Consider the following 18796-nt stretch of genomic DNA (forward strand, 5'->3'; position numbering starts at 1 on the left):
CTCGATTCGCGATTCATCCGATGGCGTGGGCGGACCGCACGGCCTGCTCACAGGCCACCCGGACGGCGTCTTCCATCCCGGGCGGGCTCTGGCATCCGAGGCTGATCCGGACCGGGCCGTCCAGCAGCACCGTCCACCGCACGTGATGGCCGGCGCGGACCTCGCGGTACGTCACCGCCGTCCTGCCGGCGCTGGTCCCGGAGGGATTGAAATCGACAAACACACCTGCGGGCTCGGCGTCGATCGCGCGTTTCAACCGCTCGGCCGTGCCACTCAGCGTCTCGCCGACGACCGGCGACTGCGTGAGGTGCAACGCCACTTCGGGATCGGACGGGGAGGTGACCTGCACCCGCGCCGATCCCGGCCCGGCGACCACCCGCTGGGTGGGCCAATCCGCGGGCACCGTAACTGCGACCCGGCCTTCCACCAGGAATTTTGTCGGCACGGCTTCCGCCTGCGGCGGAATCACCGGGGCGTGCCGGTCCACGGTGACGACCGCCGGGGCCGCAGCGGCCAGCACCATGGCGGCCGCACCGAGGCCGCTCAGTGTCCGTGCGCGAGATCGGACACGATCGCCGGGTCCGCGCGACTCAGTCGGCTCGTCGTGATGGGACGCGACCGATCGGGCCAGCCGGGCCAGCCGGGCGTCGTCGATGCACACCACCGTCTGCCCGTTGCCGCGCGCGGCACCAGCGATCGACGCCGCAAGGGTCGCCGCCCCGGCCACGGCCCCAGGCGTGTCGATGAGGACAGTGACCGCGGGCGTGCCGGCGACGGTGGCCGCCACCTCGTCGGCGACAGGACGCGGTTGCGGCCGACGCGGTATGGCCACGACTTCGGCGCCACCGATCACCACCATCCGCTCGGTGATCTCCACGACCACCGTCGATTCCGCATCGGCACCGGCGGCCCGCGCCAGCAACCACGACCGGGGTCGCGCCAGCACGCGATCGAACACGGTCGCCGCTGCCGCGCTCACCATCCCGACACGCGACGACGACCACCAAGATGGATAGACCACGACGACGTCGTTGCCGCGCGCACAAGCCGCCGATCGCAGCGCGTCACGCCACAGCGAAGCAACGGCGACCGGGTGCTCGCCCACCACCGTGACCCGATCGTCTATGGCACCGAGCGCCGCCCCGACGATCTCGGACCTCTCGTGCTCGGCGACCGCGCTTGCCCCGCAACATAATCGGCGGACCGTGCCTGGCCCTGCTTCGATGACGATGCGATGTGCGTTCAAGGCGCACTCCAAGCCACCTGGACGAGCTGTTCGTCGCCCGCGCCGGTGTGCAGAACACCGCGTCCGGGCGGCAATAGCGCTGGGCGACCGGACCCGAACGGCACGTGCTCGCCGGGAGATCCGCTCATCATCAGTGTCGTGCAACCGAAATCACGTACGGCCGCGAGCAAGGGCTCGAATAACGCGCGCTCCGCCCCACCGCTGCGCCGCGTTATGAGCAGGTGCAGCCCCAGATCCGTCGCATACGGCAGATATTCGGTAATCGGCGCAAGCGGATTGCCTGCTGGGCCGGCGACCAGATCGTAATCGTCGACGACAAGGTAGATATCGGGCCCAGACCACCCCGACCCGGCTCGCGGCTGGGTCGGGGTGGCGTCGACCGGGGGCATTCGACGCCGCAACAGGTCGAGCAGGTCTGGCAGCATCCCGGCCAGGGAGCCCGGCGAGATGGCGTACGCCCCGAGATGCTCGGTCTCGACGACGCCGAGCAGCGAGCGCCGGAAATCGACGATCACGAGGTTCGCCTGCGCGTGGGTCTTCGTCCGGACTAACTCACGGCACAGTGTGCGTAATGTCGCGGTCTTGCCGCACCCCTTGTCGCCGAGCACGAGAAGATGGGCGTGCCGGTCGAATTCGCATGTCACCGGCTGCAGCCGATGCTCGTCGATGCCCAGGACGATGCGGTCGCCCACTCGGGTCACGACGGTGTCACGCTCTACTACCTTGGGCAGCACGGGTATTGGTGGCGCACGAAATTCGGTGGGACCGATCTCGGCCAGGGGTAAGGCCATCATCATGTGCGACCCGTCGCTGGAAAGACCGCGGCCCGGTTTGCCCTGGGGCACGTGTTGCGCCGCTTTTCGGTCCACCTCGGAATCGGCGGGATCACCTAATCGCAGCTCGATGCGGGTGCCGATTTGGTCCCGCAATGCGGGCCTGACCTCAGCCCACCGCGACGCCGACACCACCACGTGCACGCCGAACGAAAGACCCTGTGTCGCAATGGCGGTGACCGATGACTCCAGTATGGCGAATTGCTCACGTAGAGTCGCCCAACCGTCGACGAGAAGGAAGATGTCCCCGAAAGGATCGGTGTCGGGCGCCTTGCGCTGCGCCCGCAGCTGTCGGTATTCCGCCATCGACCCAATCCCGTGGACACTGAAGATGGCCTCCCGTGAACGGATAACCGACTCACATTCGGCAACGATCCGCGCCACGAGTCGCTGTTCGGCCCTTCCGGCGACCGCACCGACATGCTGGATTGTCCGTGTCGACGTCAGCGCCCCGCCGCCGAAGTCCAGGCAGTAGAACTGCACCTGCCGCGGGTCGTGTGTGGCTGCCAACGCTGTGATCAGCGTGCGCAGTGCCGTCGACTTGCCCGACTGCGGCGCGCCGACGACCGCCACATTGCCTGCGGCTCCTCGCAAATCGACCATCAGCGGTGTTCGGGACTGCTCGAAGGGCCGGTCGACGATGCCGAGCGGAACCGTCAGGGCTGCCGACCCGCGAGGAGCATCGCGAAGCACGGTGTGCAGCGCGGGCGCCGGGCCTAGCGGTGGCAGCCAGACTTGGTGCGCGGGCGGCCCGTGGCCGGACAACCGGTCCAGGACCGCGTGCACGGCCGTTCGCTCTGACGCCCCACCGGTCTCGATGGCGTGGATGATCTCGCCGACCCTCTGAGTCCCGAACGCGCGCACGGAAGGCTCAGACACGGGCGTCGCGGCCGGCGGACCGGCCGGCAGCGGTCCCGAAACGTATGCGGCGTGGAACCGGGTCAGCTCTCCGTCGCTCGTCCGCAGGTAACCCGCCCCAGGAATATTCGGCAGTTGATGGGCATCGAGTGTTCCCAGCACCGCGCGTGATTCACCGGCCGACAGGGTTTTCAGGCAGAGCCGATAGGACAGGTGGGCATCCAGCCCGCGCAGCCGACCCTCGTCGAGTCGTTGGCTAGCCAGCAACAGATGCATGCCCAAGGACCGGCCGAGCCGTCCGATCGCCACGAAAAGGTCGGCGAAATCCGGATGCTGGCTCAGCAACTCGGAAAACTCGTCGACAATGATGAACAAGGTAGGCAGAGTCGTCGATGCGGTGCCGTCCCCGCGCGCACGTTCGTACGCCGCGGCGCTGGCCACGCCCGACGCGCGCAAAAGCCTTTGCCGACGGTTCATTTCACCGGTCAAGGCGTCACGCATCCGGGCCACCAGCGGCGCATCGTCGGCAAGGTTGGTGATGACCGCCGCCACGTGCGGTGCCCGGGCGTAATCGAGAAACGTTGCTCCGCCCTTGAAGTCGACAAGCAGCAGATTGAGCACATCGGGCGGGTTTCGCGCGATCATCCCCAGTGCGATCGTGCGCAGTAGCTCAGACTTGCCCGACCCCGTGGCGCCGATGCAGAGCCCGTGTGGACCCATGCCGTTTTCCGCGGCCTCTTTGATATCTAGCTCCAGCCGCGCGCCATCAGCCCGGCTTCCGATCGGGACGCGGAGCCGATCGCGGTGGTCTTGGTTGTGCCACAATGCGACCGGATTGAAGCAGGACACCTCGTCGATGCCGATCAGGCTCGGCCAAGTCGCGGCGTTGTTGCCGCGAAAGGCCGTGCCGGCCCGGTACATCGCCAACCGGCGGGCACACACCAGCGCCTCCAAGGGGGCCAACCCGTCCGGCTCTGTCAGCGTCTGATCTTCACCTAACGGGCTTATCGTCACCGGTGCGCCGTCGCGGCCGCTACCGACTTCGACGACGGTCGCACCCGCGATTTCGGCGACGCTGTCACCCAGGTCGGTGATCACCACCGCGTGCGTCGACCGCACACCGGTGAGCGCGCTTCGCGCATCCCGCGCATTCCGATACACCATCCGCACGGCGCCCAACCCGTCGGCCGCGCTCGGGTGTTGGTTGTGCGGCAACCATTTCAGCCACTCCCAGTGCCTACGGTTCCGGTCGCTGATCGCGGCGACGATCAGCAACTGATCGGGAGGGTGCAAGACGGCAAGCTGGCAAATCATCGCCCGCAGCGTTCCCCGCGCCGCGGTCTCGTCGCCGTCGATCGTCACACGTGGGATTCCCCGCAAGCCGATCGCGACCGGTCCGACGATCGTGGAATGAGCGCGCAGGAAGCGTTGCAGGGCGGTGGTGGTGACCGGGTCGGCAGGTTCGCTGGTCGGCGGGGCTACCAGCCGGGTGGCCAGCGGCTGGGTGCTGGTGCCGACTCGGACTAGGCAGAAGTCGGGGTCGGTCGCTCGGCGCTCCCACATTCGGGGGCCGCCGATCAATGTCCACAGCGTGTCGGGGTCGGGGTGACTCCATGTCAGCGAGGAACGCTGTGCTTCAGCGGTTTCGGTGACGGTTGCGCGTAGCTGACTGAGGTATCCGAGGTAGCGGAGGCGTTCGCCTTCGATGCCGCCGCCCTGGCGGCGCCCGCGCACAGCCATCGCTGTCACCAGCGACGAGGCCATCATCATGATCGGGAAGCCCAGGAACATGGGGGTACGGTTGCCGCCCAGCCCCGACCCGAATGCCGCCGCCATCGCACTCATTCCGGCGACGGCCAGGAGGGCCGGCAACATGCGCAGCAGGCCCGGTGTCGGCGAAGACGGCGGGGCGGGCGGCGGATCGACAGGGAGGTCAGCGGTGGCTACTGCCGGTGGCTGGCAACGCGCCACGGGCACGAAAACTCGGGTCATCTCGTCCCCTCCCTCGCGCGACCGTAGGCAGCACCGAGGGCCACGACAAGTCACCTGTGGACAGTCAGATACCCGGCGGCCGAAACCTGGCTATTTTGGCGGCAATCCGACTGAAGGGGGCACCATTGCCTGCGACCGATCCGGGGCTGCGCCGGGTGTCAATCCATTCCGGCGCCACCGCCACCGACGTGTCCCTACCGGCCGAGATTCCCATCGCCATACTGACCCCGTCGATCGTCGACCTCCTGAGGGTCCGTGACGGCGACGAAGATCTGACCGCCAAGCGCTACCACCTTTCACTCCCTGGATACTCTGCTCTGGACCCGTCGAAGACGCTGGCGCAGAACGACATTGCAGATGGCGCAGTTCTGCTACTGAGCCAGCAGCCCGCCCCGCCACCCGTAACTCGTCACCACGACATCGCGGAGGCCGTGACGGAGGCGCTGGCGTCGGCTGCAGAACCTGGGACCGATGCCCGGAATCGACCGGCGGCCCGGCGCACCGGTACGGTCGCGGCGAGCTGCTCGATCGCCATCGGCGTGCTGGCGCTCATCCGAAATGCGCTCAGCGGCAACCCCGACCACGCGATCAACATGACGGTGGGCGTGGCGGCGGGCACGGGCCTGGTTGCGCTGCTGTCCGCTGTGGTTGTGCACCGGGCCTATCGGAATGCGGTCGCCGGGCTGGCGCTGAACGCGATGGCCACCGCGTTTGCGGCGCTCGCCGGTTTTCTGGCGGTACCCGGCCGCCCTGGCGTCTGCAATGTCTTGCTGGCCGCGACAGCGGCGACCATGACTTGCGTTTTGGCGATGCGGGCATCGGGTTGCGGAGTGGTCGCATTGACCGCCGTATCGTGCGTCACGACGGTGGTCGCCGTGGCCGCACTGGTGGGGCTGATCACCGCGGCCCCGCCGCGCGCCCTCGGCGCGGGCTCGGCGCTGGTGTCACTCGGCCTGCTTGGGGCCTCGGCGCGGGTTTCGATCGTGTTGGCGGGGTTATCGCCCCAGCTGTTGCCGCCATCGGACATGGACGAGGGCCAAGCAAGCGTGGCTCGCCTGACGGTGCAGGCGCGCCGCGCCGATGCGCGGTTGTCGAGCCTGCTTGCCGGATTCTCGGCATCGGCGGCCGTCGGTGCGGTCGTGACCGTGCTGGCCGGCGCATCGCGCCTGTCCTGCATGGCATTCGGCACTCTCACCGGCGCTTTGCTGCTCTTACGTGCGCGGTCCGGTGCCGGCATAAGGATGCAAACGTTCGCCATCGCGGGAATGGCGGTGGTGGGGACGACTTTCGGTGTGGCCGCCATGGGCACAACTGGCCACGGGCCGTGGGTCGCCGCCGCTGCGGCGACGCTGAGCGCCGCGGCGCTTTACCTCGGTTTCGCCGCTCCGACGATGTCGTTTTCGCCGATCGTTCGCCGCAGCTTCGATGCGTTGGAGTGGCTGGCACTGGTCGCGTTGGTCCCGTTGGCGTGCTGGATATGCGGACTCTATGGCGCAGTCCGGGAATTGAACCTCAAGTGAGGACGTCGCGCGTCGTCCGCCTCCTGCCGGTGTCTGCGCTGGCGTGGCTGACGGTGCTGGGGCTGCCAGTGGCCCAAGCGGTTCCGCCGCCTCAGGTCGACGACAGGTGGTTACCGAAGCCCGCACGGCCCGCACCCACGCGGCCGACGGTGCAACGCGAGGTTTGCGCGAAGTTGACGACGGGATCGGCGCCTGACCGGCTCGCTAACCTCCTCGATCTGTCGCGGGTCTGGCAGCTCACCCGCGGCACCGGCCAACGGGTCGCGGTCATCGACACCGGTGTCTCGCGGCATCCCCTGCTATCCGATGTGGTGCCGGGCGGGGATTATGTGTCCGGGGGCGACGGGACCCAGGATTGTGATGCGCACGGCACTCTGGTCGCCGGAATCATCGCTGCCACAGCGGATTCGGGTTCGGCTGGCGTTGCCCCCGGAGCCACCGTGATCAGCATTCGCCAGTCCAGCGCTAAGTTCTCCCCCGCCGATGACCGGTCCCGTGGGGGCGTCGGTGACGTCGACACCATGGCGAAGGCCGTCCGCACTGCCGCCGATCTCGGCGCCTCGGTGATCAACATCTCCTCGGTGGCCTGCGTTCCGGTCGCGTCGGCGCTCGACGATCGCGCACTGGGCGCCGCGCTGGCCTACGCCGTCGATGTCAAAAACGCCGTCATCGTGGCCGCGGCCGGCAACGCCGGCGGAGCTGCGCATTGCCCTCCCCAGCGCTCAGACGCCACCTGGGAGACGGCCACGGTTGCGGTCAGCCCGGCGTGGTACGACGACTTCGTGCTGACCGTCGGTTCGGTGGATCCTGAAGGGGCGCCGTCGGACTTCACCCTCGCAGGCCCCTGGGTGGACGTAGCGGCGCCCGGCGAGGCGGTGACGCCGCTCGGCTCGGAACCGGTGTCCGGCACCAGTTATGCCGCGCCAGTGGTCAGTGGGCTGGCCGCGCTGATCCGGGCGCGGTTCCCGGTGTTGACCGCGCGGCAAGTGATGCAGCGCATCGAGTCCACAGCCCATCACCCGCCCTCCGGTTGGGACCCGCTCGTGGGCAACGGCGCGATCGACGCGCTGGCGGCAATCAGCACCGATGCCGGTCCACCCGGGACCGTATCGAGGCCTGCCCCCGCGACGATCGCCGCGCCGCCGCCACCCGCGCCGCAGAACGCACACGCGCGGAACACCGCGTTGCGCGGCGTCGCGCTGTGCCTCGCCGCGCTGGGGGTTGCGCTGGCCGCCGGTGTGGCCAGGGGGCGACTACGGCACCCCCGCGACAACGTCACGGCCGATTGACGCCTTCTCTCTGCTCAGTTCCGGCCCGGCCGGAAGGGCCCCCAGTACGGGCCACGGCGCCGGGTTAGCCGCCGGTAGCCCGAGATCATGTGCGGCGTCGTCGTCGTGGATCGCGAACCGCACCCCGCTGTCGGTGACCAGGTACCGCGTACCGACTCGCACATAGGCGTTTCGGCCGGGCGGCATGTACACCGCGTCCAGTGCGGGGCCGGGGCCGTCGGCCTGGGACAACGTCACGGGTGCCTGACCGGCCGGTATCGGCAGCCGAGCGCCGGTCAGAAACGTGACGCCCGATCGGCCGGGTGGCGCCGGTTGCCACGAGACGCACAAAGCGCTGCCGTCCGACAGGGTGGGGGCCCGGTCGGGGAAGCCGGCGACCGGCAGCACATCGACGATCGGAGCGGCGCGAATCGCATCGGGCGCCACCGTGACGGCGTTAGCGGTGCCCTCGGAATTGCTGGAGCGCAGGAGGTCGGCGGCCACCTGTCCGATCCGCTGAACCCCGGCAGCGACCACCGCGTAATACTCGTCACCCCCAGACCGTGTGATGCGCACCACGCTGCCCACCGCGAAACCGGGTAGCGCGGACGCCTTGTCGCCGGCGCCTCGGATAAGGGGTGTCCTGATCGATGGGGCCTCGGGGATGGCGTTCAGCAACGCCGCGGAGACGCGTCGCGGTTTGCGGCCTTCCAGCCGAAGCGCGCGCACGACCCCGACGTCGGCGACGTCCACCACGGCCCGCTTCCCGTCGTAGAGCAGGTAGGCCGGCGAACCCGAGGCTGGCGCGACCAGTGCGGCCTGCCCGGAACCCAGTCGCCCGGCCGCCGCGTCGTCGGTGCGGCCCACAACAACCGTCGTCGTGCCGGCGCCGTCGGCGTCGCAGATCGTCCAGGCCGCTTCGTCCGCCGACAACGGATCACCGATGGAATGCGGCGCACCCGGGATACCCAGCAGCGGGCCGCGTTTGGCCCGGGCCAAGTCCGCTTCGGGCACCGGCCGGGGATTCGCCGCCACTGCCGCGATCAACCGCGCCGACGCCAGGTTCATGACGGGGTGCCAGGTATCGCCCACCCGTACGTACAGCGCCCCGGATTCTTGCCCCATCACCAGTTGGGCGCTGTCGAGCGCCGCCCGTGGCCGCAGCAAAGCAAGGAGCGCAGCCCCCGCGACGGCGACCGCCGCCAGCACGCACCCGATCGTCAGCGCCGCCGTCTGCGTACGCGAGCCGGCGCTGAGGGTGTGGATGTTCCCGCCCAGCAACGCGCACTCGACGCGACGCAGCAGGAATCGGTAGCCGCTGACGTGCAGCCACGTGGTGGGCTCACGCTGCACTGATTCCCCCAACCTGCGTAGTCGTTGCGCATACGCTAAATCGCCCGTCAGCGGGGGCGCTTAATTGATCCACAGGTCAGCGAACTTTCGAACCGTGCTTAGGGTAGGTAAAGTTACGGCGTGTTTTCCCACCGGTTAGGTCGCTGGGTGGGTCCGGGGGTTTCTGCAGTGGTTACCTCCGCCGGCCTGCTCTTGTCCCCCGCCGCGGCGCCGACAGCCTCCGCTTTCGACTGTCCGGACGTCGAGGTCATCTTCGCGCGCGGCACCAACGAGCCGGCCGGGCTGGGCCGCGTCGGTGACGCCCTGGTCGACTCGCTGCGCCAGCAGACCGGCCTGAACATCCTGCCCTACGGGGTGAACTACGCGGCCAGCAAGCTGCAGCTACACGGCGGGGACGGCGCTAACGACACCATCGACCGCGTCAAGAAGAGCGTGGAAACCTGCCCCAACACCAAGATCGTGCTGGGCGGCTACTCGCAGGGCGCGTCGGTGATGGACATCGTCGCCGGCGTCCCGATCGGCGGCATCAGCTGGGGCAACAAGCTCCCGGCGCAATACGCGGACAACATCGCCGCCGTCGTCACCTTCGGTGACGTGGCCGACCGCGCCGGCGGCACGCTGCCCACGCAGAGCACGCTGCTGGGTTCCAAGGCGCAGGACTACTGCAACCCCAACGACCCGATCTGCCACGCCGGCCCCGGTAACGAGTGGAGCGGGCACACCGAGGGCTACGTCCCCGTCTACACCACCCAGGCCGCGGCGTTCGTCGCCCAAAAGTTGGCCGCCGCCGGTCAGTCGAACCCCGCGTTCGGGCCGCCGCTGGGCCCGGTTCCGAACCAGCCCGGTGCCACGCCGTCGCCGGTCTACGGGCAGCAGACCCCGCCCGGGTCGCCGCCCTCGATCCACGGCGGAACCGGTCCGACGCCGTCGCCGGCCGCGCCGACCACGGTGACTCCGCAAGCACCTCTCGTCTGAATCGTTACCGGCGCGAGATCAACGCGCCCCTAACATCGTGGGGTGCGGCTCATTCCATTGACGCTGGGCGCCGGGCTGCTCGCCGGCGCCGCGATAGTGGTTGCTCCCCAACTGCTTCCGCAGGCCTTCGCCTCGTGCCCCGGCGTTGAGGTGGTGTTCGCCCGCGGAACCGACGAACCACCGGGCGTCGGCAAGGTCGGCGGGGCGTTCGTGAACTCGCTGCGCCAGCAGACCGGCAAAAGCGTTGGCTCATATGGGGTGAACTACCCGGCAAACAAGGACTTCCTGGCCGCCGCGGACGGCGCCAACGACGCCAGCAACCATATCCAGCAGATGGCGGGCAACTGCCCCAACACCAAGTTGGTGCTCGGTGGCTACTCGCAGGGCGCCGCCGTCGTCGACATCGTCACGGCCGCACCGATGCCCGGCCTGGGCTTTCGCCAGCCGCTGCCGGCCGCGGCCGCCGATCACGTCGCCGCCGTCGCCCTGTTCGGGAATCCGTCGAGCCGGGCGGGCGGGCTGATGAACGCCCTGACCCCGGAATTCGCCGGCAAGACCATCGACCTGTGCAATCCCGGCGACCCGATCTGCTCGGGCGGAAGCCGGTGGGCGTCCCACCTGAGCTATGTGCCCGGATTGACCAACCAGGCGGCCAGTTTCGTCGCGGCCAAGGTTTAACGGGTGCGCAGGTCCCGGGTGACCAGGTTGCGCGCCTCCAGCTGGTCATCGGGCGGATAGTCGACGCGGACCAGCGTCAGCCCGTGCGCCGGCGCGGCCGCGTAGTCACTGGAACGACTTGCGGCGGTGAGCAATTCACGACACCACGACACCGGGCGCCGGTGCTCGCCCACGGCCAGTAGCGCCCCGACCAGCGAGCGCACCATCTGCCAGCAGAACGCGTCGGCGCTGACATACGCGGTGATCAGGTCACCGTCGCGCGACCAGTCCAGGCGCTGCAGGTCGCGGATCGTGGTGGCGTTGGGCCGATGACGGCAGAACCCGGCAAAGTCGTGCAGCCCCAGCAGGTCTCGCGACACAGCGGTCATCGCGTCCACATCCAGGGGGCGCGGCCACGCGGTGACATAGCGGGCCTGCTGCGGCTCCACCCCGTAGGGCGCCGTCGACAGCCGGTAGACGTAATGGCGTCGCAGCGCCGAGAACCGGGCATCGAAACCCGCTGGGGCGCGGGCGATGTCGAGCACCCGGACATCGGTGGGCAGGAACCGCCCGAGCCGGCGCACCAGGGGCTCGAATTCCGTTTCCCCGACGCGCGACGAGCGCGGGTAGGCGTGCGGCAGCGCGGCCGGCGGCACGTCGACGTGCGCAACCTGACCGGTGGCGTGCACCCCGGTGTCGGTGCGCCCGGCCGCCCGCAGCCGCATGGGCGCACGGAAGACCGTCGTCAGCGCCTCGTCGAGCACTCCGGCGACGGTGCGCTGGCCGGACTGAGGTGCCCAGCCAGCGAATTCCGTTCCGTCGTAGGCGATGTCGAGCCGCAGACGGACGGCGTCGTTAACTCTCGTCAGCCTCGTCGGCCTCGGCGGCCTTCTCGGCCTCGGCCCTCGCGGCAACGGCCTTGTCGGCCTTCTCCTCGGCCTTGGCCTGGGCTTCGGTGGTCTCGCCGGACTCGGAGGACTCGGTGGTCTCGGCCGGCTCGGTCACCTCTTCGGCCGTCGGGCCGACGGCCTCCTCAGGCTCGACCGCCGCCTGAGGCGCCGCCGCTGCCGCCACGGGCGCGTCCGACTTCTTGGTCGCCTTCACCCGGCGTGCCCGGTCGGCCTCCGACGTCACCGTCTTCTCCAGCACCAGCTGGATCACCGCCATCGGGGCGTTGTCGCCCTTGCGCGGCTCCACCTTGATGATGCGGGTGTAGCCGCCGTTGCGGTCGGCGAAGAACGGCCCGATCTCGTCGAACAGCTTGTGCACGACGTCCTTGTCGCGGATCTTCTTGAGCACCTCGCGACGGTTGTGCAGCGTGCCCTTTTTCGCGTGCGTGATCAGCTTCTCCGCGTACGGACGCAGCGCGCGCGCCTTCGGCTCGGTCGTCTTGATCTGGTTGTGCTCGAACAACGACGTCGCCAGGTTGGCCAGCAGGGCCTTCTGGTGCGAAGACGATCCGCCGAGGCGGGGGCCCTTGGTGGGCTTGGGCATTGCACTATCTCCTCATCGGGGGCCGACCCCCGTATCAGGTAGGGCCGGGACGGACTTCTATTACAGCTGTTCGGTTTCCGCGTAGTCCTGGTCGTCGTAGGCGCCCTCGGTGGACCAGGTGCCCGTGGCCACGTCGTAGCCGGCGACCTGCGACGGGTCGAAGCTCGGCGGGCTGTCCTTGAGCGACAGGCCCAGCTGGTGCAGCTTGACCTTCACCTCGTCGATCGACTTCTGACCGAAGTTGCGGATGTCGAGCAGGTCGGACTCGGTGCGACTCACCAGCTCGCCGACGGTGTGCACGCCCTCGCGCTTGAGGCAGTTGTACGACCGCACGGTCAGGTCCAGGTCGTCGATCGGCAGCGCGAACGAGGCGATATGGTCGGCCTCGGCCGGCGACGGCCCGATCTCGATGCCCTCGGCCTCGACGTTGAGTTCGCGTGCCAGGCCGAACAATTCGACCAGCGTCTTACCGGCCGACGCCAGCGCGTCGCGCGGGGTGATCGAGTTCTTGGTCTCGACGTCGAGGATCAGCTTGTCGAAGTCGGTGCGCTGCTCGACACGGGTGGCGTCGACCTTGTAGGTCACCTTGAGCACCGGCGAGTAGATGGAATCGACCGGGATGCGGCCGATTTCGGCGCCGGAGGCCCGGTTCTGCACCGCCGGGACGTAACCGCGGCCACGCTCGACGACGAGCTCGACCTCGAGCTTGCCCTTGTCGTTCAGCGTCGCGATGTGCATGTCGGGGTTGTGCACCGTGACACCGGCCGGCGGGACGATGTCACCCGCGGTGACAGCGCCCGGACCCTGCTTGCGTAGGTACATGGTGACCGGCTCGTCCTCCTCGGAGGACACCACCAGTCCCTTGAGGTTCAGGATGATCGCGGTGACGTCTTCCTTCACCCCGGCGACGGTGGTGAATTCGTGCAGCACACCATCGATGCGAATGCTGGTGACGGCCGCGCCGGGAATCGACGACAGCAGCGTCCGGCGCAGCGAATTGCCCAGGGTGTAACCGAATCCGGGCTCCAGGGGCTCGATGACGAACTGCGAGCGGCTGTCGGTGAGGACTTCCTCCGACAATGTGGGTCGCTGAGAAATCAGCATTTGTTTCTTCTTCTCCTTCTCGGCACCCGCTATTTGATGCCGTTAGGTTTCCGAGCCGGGCGGCTCGAAAGTCCGTTACTTCGAGTAGAACTCGACGATCAGCTGCTCGGCGAGCGGCACGTCGATCTGCGCCCGCTCGGGCAGCTGGTGGATGAGGATGCGCTGACGCTCCCCCACCACCTGAAGCCAGCTCGGAATCGGGCGGTCGCCCGCCGTCTCCCGCGCGATCTGGAACGGCACCGTGTTCAGCGAGCCGTCCCGCACGTCGATGATGTCGTACTGCGACACCCGGTAGCTGGGGACGTTGACGTGCACGCCGTTGACGCTGAAGTGGCCGTGGCTGACCAGCTGGCGGGCCATCCGGCGCGTGCGGGCCAGCCCGGCGCGGTACACGACGTTGTCCAGCCGGCTTTCCAGGATCTTGAGCAGCTCCTCACCCGTCTTGCCAGACTGGCGGGTGGCCTCTTCGTAGTAGCGGCGGAACTGCTTCTCCATGACGCCGTAGGTGAAGCGGGCCTTCTGCTTCTCCTGCAGCTGCTGCAGGTACTCGCTCTCCTTGATCCGCGCGCGGCCGTGCTGGCCGGGCGGGTAGGGGCGCTTCTCGAACGCCTGGTCGCCGCCGACGAGGTCGGTGCGCAGCCGGCGCGATTTGCGGGTGATGGGTCCGGTGTAACGTGCCATGATTTCTCCTAGACCCTTCTGCGCTTCGGCGGACGGCAGCCGTTGTGCGGCTGCGGGGTGACGTCGGAGATCGCGCCGACCTCCAGGCCCGCCGCCTGCAGCGACCGGATCGCCGTCTCGCGGCCCGAGCCCGGGCCCTTCACGAACACATCGACCTTGCGCACGCCGTGCTCCTGCGCCTTGCGTGCGGCGTTCTCGGCGGCGAGCTGCGCGGCGAACGGGGTCGACTTCCGCGAACCCTTGAAGCCGACGTGACCCGACGATGCCCAGGCGATGACGTTGCCCTGCGGGTCGGTGATGCTCACGATCGTGTTGTTGAACGTGCTCTTGATGTGCGCGGCACCGTGCGGGATGTTCTTCTTTTCCCGCTTGCGGGTCTTCTGCCCCTTCTTGGGCGCAGAGGATGCCTTCTTGGCTGGTGGCATGGGCGATTACCTGGCCTTCTTCTTGCCTGCGATGGTGCGCTTGGGGCCCTTGCGGGTGCGCGCATTGGTCTTGGTCCGCTGGCCGCGCACCGGCAGGCCGCGGCGGTGTCGCAGGCCCTGGTAGCAGCCGATCTCGATCTTGCGGCGAATGTCGGCCTGCACCTCGCGGCGCAGGTCACCCTCGACCTTGAGGTTCGCTTCGATGTAGTCACGCAAGTGGGTCAGCTGGTCGTCGGTCAGATCCCTGGTGCGCAGGTCCTTGTCGATCCCCGTAGCTGCCAGGATCTCGTTCGACCGGGTACGGCCGACGCCGAAGATGTAAGTCAGCGCGATCTCCATCCGCTTGTCGCGCGGCAGATCGACGCCTACTAGTCGAGCCATAGGTGGCGTTTCCTCTTTTTCTCGGCGGAGGTCTTTTCCCAGCCCGTTCCCGCTTCGCGGGGCCCGGCCTCCGTCCGGGCGTGGGTGAACTGGCCCATATCTAGATATGCCAGCCGTTCAGTGGTGCTGGGAGGTCTGCATTCAGTTGTGTAGCAAGCGCTTAGCGGTTAGCCCTGGCGTTGCTTGTGGCGCGGATCGGAGCAGATCACCATGACCCGCCCATGCCGACGGATCACCCTGCACTTGTCACAGATTGGCTTGACGCTCGGGTTCACCTTCACGGCTGATCGATCCTGTTCTTTCTCGTTGTCAGATTCGGGCTTACTTGTACCGGTACACGATGCGGCCCCGGGACAGGTCGTACGGAGACAGCTCCACCACCACCCGGTCCTCGGGCAGGATGCGGATGTAGTGCTGCCGCATCTTGCCGCTGATGTGGGCGAGTACTTTGTGACCGTTCTCCAGCTCAATGCGGAACATCGCATTGGGCAGGGGCTCGACCACGCGGCCCTCGACCTCTATGGCGCCTTCCTTCTTGGCCATAACTTCTCGTCAAATCCTCGTCTTTGGTTTCGTATCCTTGTGTGCGCCTATACCGGCGCAGCATTCGCCCGACTAGAAACGTGAGCCAAGGGCAGGAAATTCCAGGAAATTCCTAAGACAGGGCACGCAAAAAGTCGGCGCGGATGACGCACCGTTGTCCCACGATACCTGGTCAGCGCCCTGACCCAAAATCGCTGGCAGCGAAATCCGACCGGCCGATAAACCGCCTCCTTGACCTGCCGCCAACGCCCTGACGAGGGCATACTTAATCCCGATGACGAGTCCCGCGAGCCCCGCAACCCTTTCAGTTCAGCCTCGCAAGCCGGTCCTGTTGACCGTCGACGACGATCCCTCGGTTTCCCGCGCGGTCGCCCGCGACCTGCGTCGCCAATACGGGGACCGGCACCGAATCGTGCGCGCCGAGTCGGGTCCCGACGCCCTGGACACGCTCAAGGAGCTCAAGCTGCGGGGCGAGACGGTCGCGGTGCTGATCGCCGACTACCGGATGCCGCAGATGAGCGGCATCGAATTCCTCGAGCAGGCGATGGACCTGTACCCGGCGGCGCGACGCGTGCTGCTGACCGCCTACGCGGACACCCACGCCGCCATCGACGCGATCAACGTCGTCGACCTGGACCACTACCTGCTCAAGCCGTGGGACCCGCCACAGGAGAAGTTCTACCCCGTCGTCGACGCGCTGCTGGACGCCTGGCGCGCGGCACCCGAACACCCCATCCCGCACACCAAGGTGATCGGGCACCGCTGGTCGGAGCGGTCCTGGCAGGTGCGCGACTTTCTGGCCCGCAACGGGCTGCACTACTCGTGGTTCATGGCCGACGACCCCGACGGCGAGCGGTTGCTGAAGGCCGCCGGTGAGGACGGCCTGCGGCTGCCCGTCGTCGTCACCGAACGCGGCGACACTCTGATCGAGCCCACCGACGCGCAGCTGGCCGACACCCTCGGCCTGACCACCACGCCGTCGCAGGAGTTCTACGACCTGATCGTCATCGGCGGCGGGCCGGCGGGTCTGGCCGCCGCCGTGTACGGCGCCTCCGAGGGGCTGCGCACGGTGCTCATCGAACGCACCGCGACGGGCGGTCAGGCGGGCCAGAGCTCACGCATCGAGAACTACCTGGGCTTCCCTGACGGGGTGTCTGGCGGCCAGTTGGCCGACCGGGCCCGCAGGCAGGCCGAGAAGTTCGGGGCCGAACTCATCACCGCCCGCACCGCCACGGCGCTCGAGGTCAACGGTCCCAAGCGCACCGTGCGGTTCGCCGACGGCGGTTCGGTCGACGCGCACGCCGTCATCCTGGCCACCGGAGTCGCCTACCGCCAGCTCCCGGCGGAGGGCTGCGGCGAGCTGACCGGGCGCGGCGTCTACTACGGGGCCGCCGTCTCCATCGCGTCGGAATGCGCGGGCGAGGAGGTCTACGTCGTCGGCGGGGCCAACTCCGCCGGCCAGGCCGCGATGTACCTGTCCCGCGAGGCCAAGTCGGTGACCATCGTTGTTCGGGCGCCGTCGCTGGACGCCTCGATGTCCTACTACCTCATCCAGCAGATCCGGCAGCGACCCAACATCACCGTGCGCACCTGCACCGAGGTGCGCCGCGCTGTCGGGGACGACCACCTGGAGCGGCTGACGCTGGTCGACAACCAGACCGGGGAGACCGAGGACGTCACCTGCGCCCGGATGTTCATCTTCATCGGCGCCGCGCCGCGCACCGAGTGGTTGGACGGGGTGCTCGCCCGCGACAACCACGGCTTCGTCCTCACCGGGCCGGACCTGCGCAACGTCTGTGGCTGGACGTTGGACCGCCCGCCCCACCACCTCGAGACGAGCGTGCCGGGCGTATTCGCCACCGGCGACGTGCGGGCCGAGTCCGCCAAGCGCGTCGCGGCCGCCGTCGGCGAGGGATCGATGGCCGTGATGCTGGTGCACCGCTACCTGGCGGAATCGTGACCGCCAAGACGCCGTGCGAGCCCGACGAGCTGCGCAGCCTGTTCCTGTTCGAGGCGCTCACCGACGAGCAGCTGGCGGTGTTGTGTGCCAACGGGCACATCGAGAACTACGAACCGGGCCCGATCTGCGTCGAAGGCGAGCCGGCGACCTGCTTCTACGTCCTCATAGAGGGCGAGCTGATGATGTCCAAGCTCTCCGGCGGCCAGGACATCGAAACCAACCGCACCTCGCAGCGCGGTGTGTATTGCGGGGCGTGGCGGGCGTTCACAGGCGGGAAGCAGAAGAGCTACGACGCCTCGGTGCACGTGACCAAGCCGTCGCGGTTCTTCGTGATGGACGCGCCGGTGTTCGCCCGGTTCATGAAGGACCAGTTCCCGATGGCGGTCCACCTGCTCGACGGCATCGCCGTCGGCACCGACCGGACCCGCCGGATCATCGACAACCGGGAGAAGCTGCTGGCGCTGGGCCGGTTGTCGGCCGGGCTGACGCATCAGCTGAACAATCCCGCGGCGGCCATCGCCCGTGCGGCGGCCGACCTGCGCGGCCGGGTCGCCGGCATGCGGGGCAAGCTGGCGATGCTCGCCGACGGCACGGTCAGTCCCGAGGCGCTCAGCGCGCTGGTCCACCTGCAGCAGGAGGTGGCCGAGCAGGTCGCCAAGTCGGCGTCGGAGCACCTGAGCGCCATGGAAACCGCCGACCGCGAGGACGCCGTCGGCGACTGGCTGGAAGACCACGGCGTCGAGGGCGGGTGGGACATCGCGCCGACCTTCGTCGAAGGCGGCATCGACACCGACTGGCTGGAGCGGATTTCCACGGTCAGTGAGGAACTCGCGTCGACCTCGTTGGAGGAGGCGATCCGGTGGATCAACTACACCATCGAGAGCGAGCTGCTGATGAACCAGGTTTTGGAAGCGAGCAAACGGATTTCGGCGTTGGTCGCCGACGCCAAGCAGTACTCGCAGCTTGATCGGGCCCCGTTCCAGGTGGCCAATGTGCACGAGTTGCTGCGCAGCACGCTGGTGATGTTCGCCGACCGGTTGACCAAGGACGCGAGCAAGGAGGCCGGCAAGCACCCCGTGATCACCGTGGCCAAGGACTTCGACCAATCGCTTCCCGAAATCCCTTGTTACCCAGGCGATCTCAATCAGGTGTGGACCAACATCATCGACAACGCGATCGCCGCGATGCGCGACACCGGCGGCACGCTGACCATCCGCACCTGCCGGGAGGGCGAGAACATGGCCCGCGTCGAGATCTGCGATACCGGGCCCGGGGTGCCCGAGGACGTGCGCGAGCACATCTTCGAGCCGTTCTTCACCACCAAACCGTTCGGCGAGGGCACCGGCCTCGGACTGGATCTGGCCTTCAACATCGTCGTCAAGAAGCATCGCGGGGATCTGCGCGTGGAATCGACGCCCGGCGATACCCGGTTCATCGTGCTGCTGCCGCTCGAGACGCCGCCGCCCGCGGAGGTAGACCTTCCGGAATAGCCGCACCACGCCCCCG

General features: G+C 68.3%; 16 protein-coding genes and 2 pseudogenes. 7 read left to right on the plus strand and 11 right to left on the minus strand.

What is annotated here, in order from left to right; genetic code table 11:
• Positions 1-13: 13 nt before the first annotated feature.
• Both A5756_RS01390 and eccCa read right to left on the minus strand, forming a co-directional pair.
• Positions 14-1246, minus strand: coding sequence for a type VII secretion-associated protein (locus tag A5756_RS01390; protein WP_066945958.1), 1233 nt, complete (start codon positions 1244-1246; stop codon positions 14-16).
• Positions 1243-4929 carry a type VII secretion protein EccCa gene (gene eccCa, locus A5756_RS01395; RefSeq protein ID WP_066945701.1) on the minus strand — a complete coding sequence of 1229 codons (3687 nt, stop codon included), beginning with the start codon at positions 4927-4929 and terminating at the stop codon, positions 1243-1245. Before eccCa ends, A5756_RS01390 begins: the two co-directional genes overlap by 4 nt.
• Positions 4930-5054: 125 nt before the next feature.
• Here eccCa and eccD point away from each other — a divergent pair, with 125 nt between their 5' ends.
• Together eccD and mycP are read left to right on the plus strand one after the other, a co-directional pair.
• Entirely contained in the window at positions 5055-6449 is a 1395-nt protein-coding gene (eccD, locus tag A5756_RS01400) for a type VII secretion integral membrane protein EccD (RefSeq protein ID WP_232005300.1), read from the plus strand.
• Positions 6446-7738, plus strand: a complete 1293-nt coding sequence (mycP, locus tag A5756_RS01405; RefSeq protein WP_066945704.1) for a type VII secretion-associated serine protease mycosin — start codon at positions 6446-6448, stop codon at positions 7736-7738. The genes eccD and mycP overlap by 4 nt, the downstream gene beginning before the upstream one ends.
• Here mycP and eccB read toward each other — a convergent pair.
• Positions 7703-9070: a type VII secretion protein EccB gene (gene eccB / locus A5756_RS01410; RefSeq protein ID WP_066945707.1), complete on the minus strand. Its 1368-nt coding sequence runs from the start codon at positions 9068-9070 to the stop codon at positions 7703-7705. The two genes, mycP and eccB, sit on opposite strands and share 36 nt — an antisense overlap.
• 120 nt (positions 9071-9190) lie before the next feature.
• Between eccB and A5756_RS01415 the strand changes: the two genes are divergently transcribed.
• Together A5756_RS01415 and A5756_RS01420 are read left to right on the plus strand one after the other, a co-directional pair.
• Positions 9191-10045: a cutinase family protein gene (locus A5756_RS01415; RefSeq protein WP_066945710.1), complete on the plus strand. Its 855-nt coding sequence runs from the start codon at positions 9191-9193 to the stop codon at positions 10043-10045.
• A gap of 57 nt (positions 10046-10102) precedes the next feature.
• Positions 10103-10723, plus strand: a complete 621-nt coding sequence (locus tag A5756_RS01420; RefSeq protein ID WP_066945968.1) for a cutinase family protein — start codon at positions 10103-10105, stop codon at positions 10721-10723.
• Here A5756_RS01420 and truA read toward each other — a convergent pair.
• The 8 genes from truA to infA form a co-directional block, all read right to left on the minus strand.
• Complete coding sequence (gene truA / locus A5756_RS01425) at positions 10720-11571, minus strand: tRNA pseudouridine(38-40) synthase TruA (RefSeq protein WP_232005303.1); 852 nt, start codon at positions 11569-11571, stop codon at positions 10720-10722. The two genes, A5756_RS01420 and truA, sit on opposite strands and share 4 nt — an antisense overlap.
• Positions 11558-12196: a 50S ribosomal protein L17 gene (gene rplQ, locus A5756_RS01430; protein ID WP_066945713.1), complete on the minus strand. Its 639-nt coding sequence runs from the start codon at positions 12194-12196 to the stop codon at positions 11558-11560. The genes truA and rplQ overlap by 14 nt, the downstream gene beginning before the upstream one ends.
• Positions 12197-12256: 60 nt before the next feature.
• Positions 12257-13300: a DNA-directed RNA polymerase subunit alpha gene (locus A5756_RS01435; RefSeq protein WP_066945716.1), complete on the minus strand. Its 1044-nt coding sequence runs from the start codon at positions 13298-13300 to the stop codon at positions 12257-12259.
• Positions 13301-13375: 75 nt separating this feature from the next.
• The gene (gene rpsD / locus A5756_RS01440) at positions 13376-13981 is read right to left on the minus strand and encodes a 30S ribosomal protein S4 (protein ID WP_066945719.1); all 606 of its coding nucleotides are present in this window, start codon (positions 13979-13981) and stop codon (positions 13376-13378) included.
• Between the two features lie 8 nt (positions 13982-13989).
• Positions 13990-14406, minus strand: a complete 417-nt coding sequence (rpsK, locus tag A5756_RS01445) for a 30S ribosomal protein S11 (RefSeq protein WP_066945725.1) — start codon at positions 14404-14406, stop codon at positions 13990-13992.
• A gap of 6 nt (positions 14407-14412) precedes the next feature.
• Positions 14413-14787: a 30S ribosomal protein S13 gene (gene rpsM / locus A5756_RS01450; RefSeq protein ID WP_007167900.1), complete on the minus strand. Its 375-nt coding sequence runs from the start codon at positions 14785-14787 to the stop codon at positions 14413-14415.
• 167 nt (positions 14788-14954) lie between these two features.
• Positions 14955-15068, minus strand: a complete 114-nt coding sequence (rpmJ, locus tag A5756_RS25175; RefSeq protein ID WP_003879483.1) for a 50S ribosomal protein L36 — start codon at positions 15066-15068, stop codon at positions 14955-14957.
• Positions 15069-15108: 40 nt separating this feature from the next.
• Entirely contained in the window at positions 15109-15330 is a 222-nt protein-coding gene (gene infA / locus A5756_RS01455) for a translation initiation factor IF-1 (protein ID WP_046182346.1), read from the minus strand.
• A gap of 274 nt (positions 15331-15604) precedes the next feature.
• Here infA and A5756_RS01460 point away from each other — a divergent pair, with 274 nt between their 5' ends.
• The 3 genes and pseudogenes from A5756_RS01460 to A5756_RS26665 all read left to right on the plus strand — a co-directional run.
• Positions 15605-17290 carry an FAD-dependent oxidoreductase gene (locus A5756_RS01460; protein WP_066945728.1) on the plus strand — a complete coding sequence of 562 codons (1686 nt, stop codon included), beginning with the start codon at positions 15605-15607 and terminating at the stop codon, positions 17288-17290.
• Between the two features lie 182 nt (positions 17291-17472).
• Positions 17473-17598, plus strand: a pseudogene (locus A5756_RS26660) (hypothetical protein); the annotation flags it as partial.
• A gap of 840 nt (positions 17599-18438) precedes the next feature.
• A pseudogene (locus tag A5756_RS26665) lies at positions 18439-18780 on the plus strand (sensor histidine kinase); the annotation flags it as partial.
• Positions 18781-18796: the final 16 nt, after the last annotated feature.

Source organism: Mycobacterium sp. 852002-53434_SCH5985345, assembly GCF_001667155.1.
GTDB lineage: Bacteria > Actinomycetota > Actinomycetes > Mycobacteriales > Mycobacteriaceae > Mycobacterium.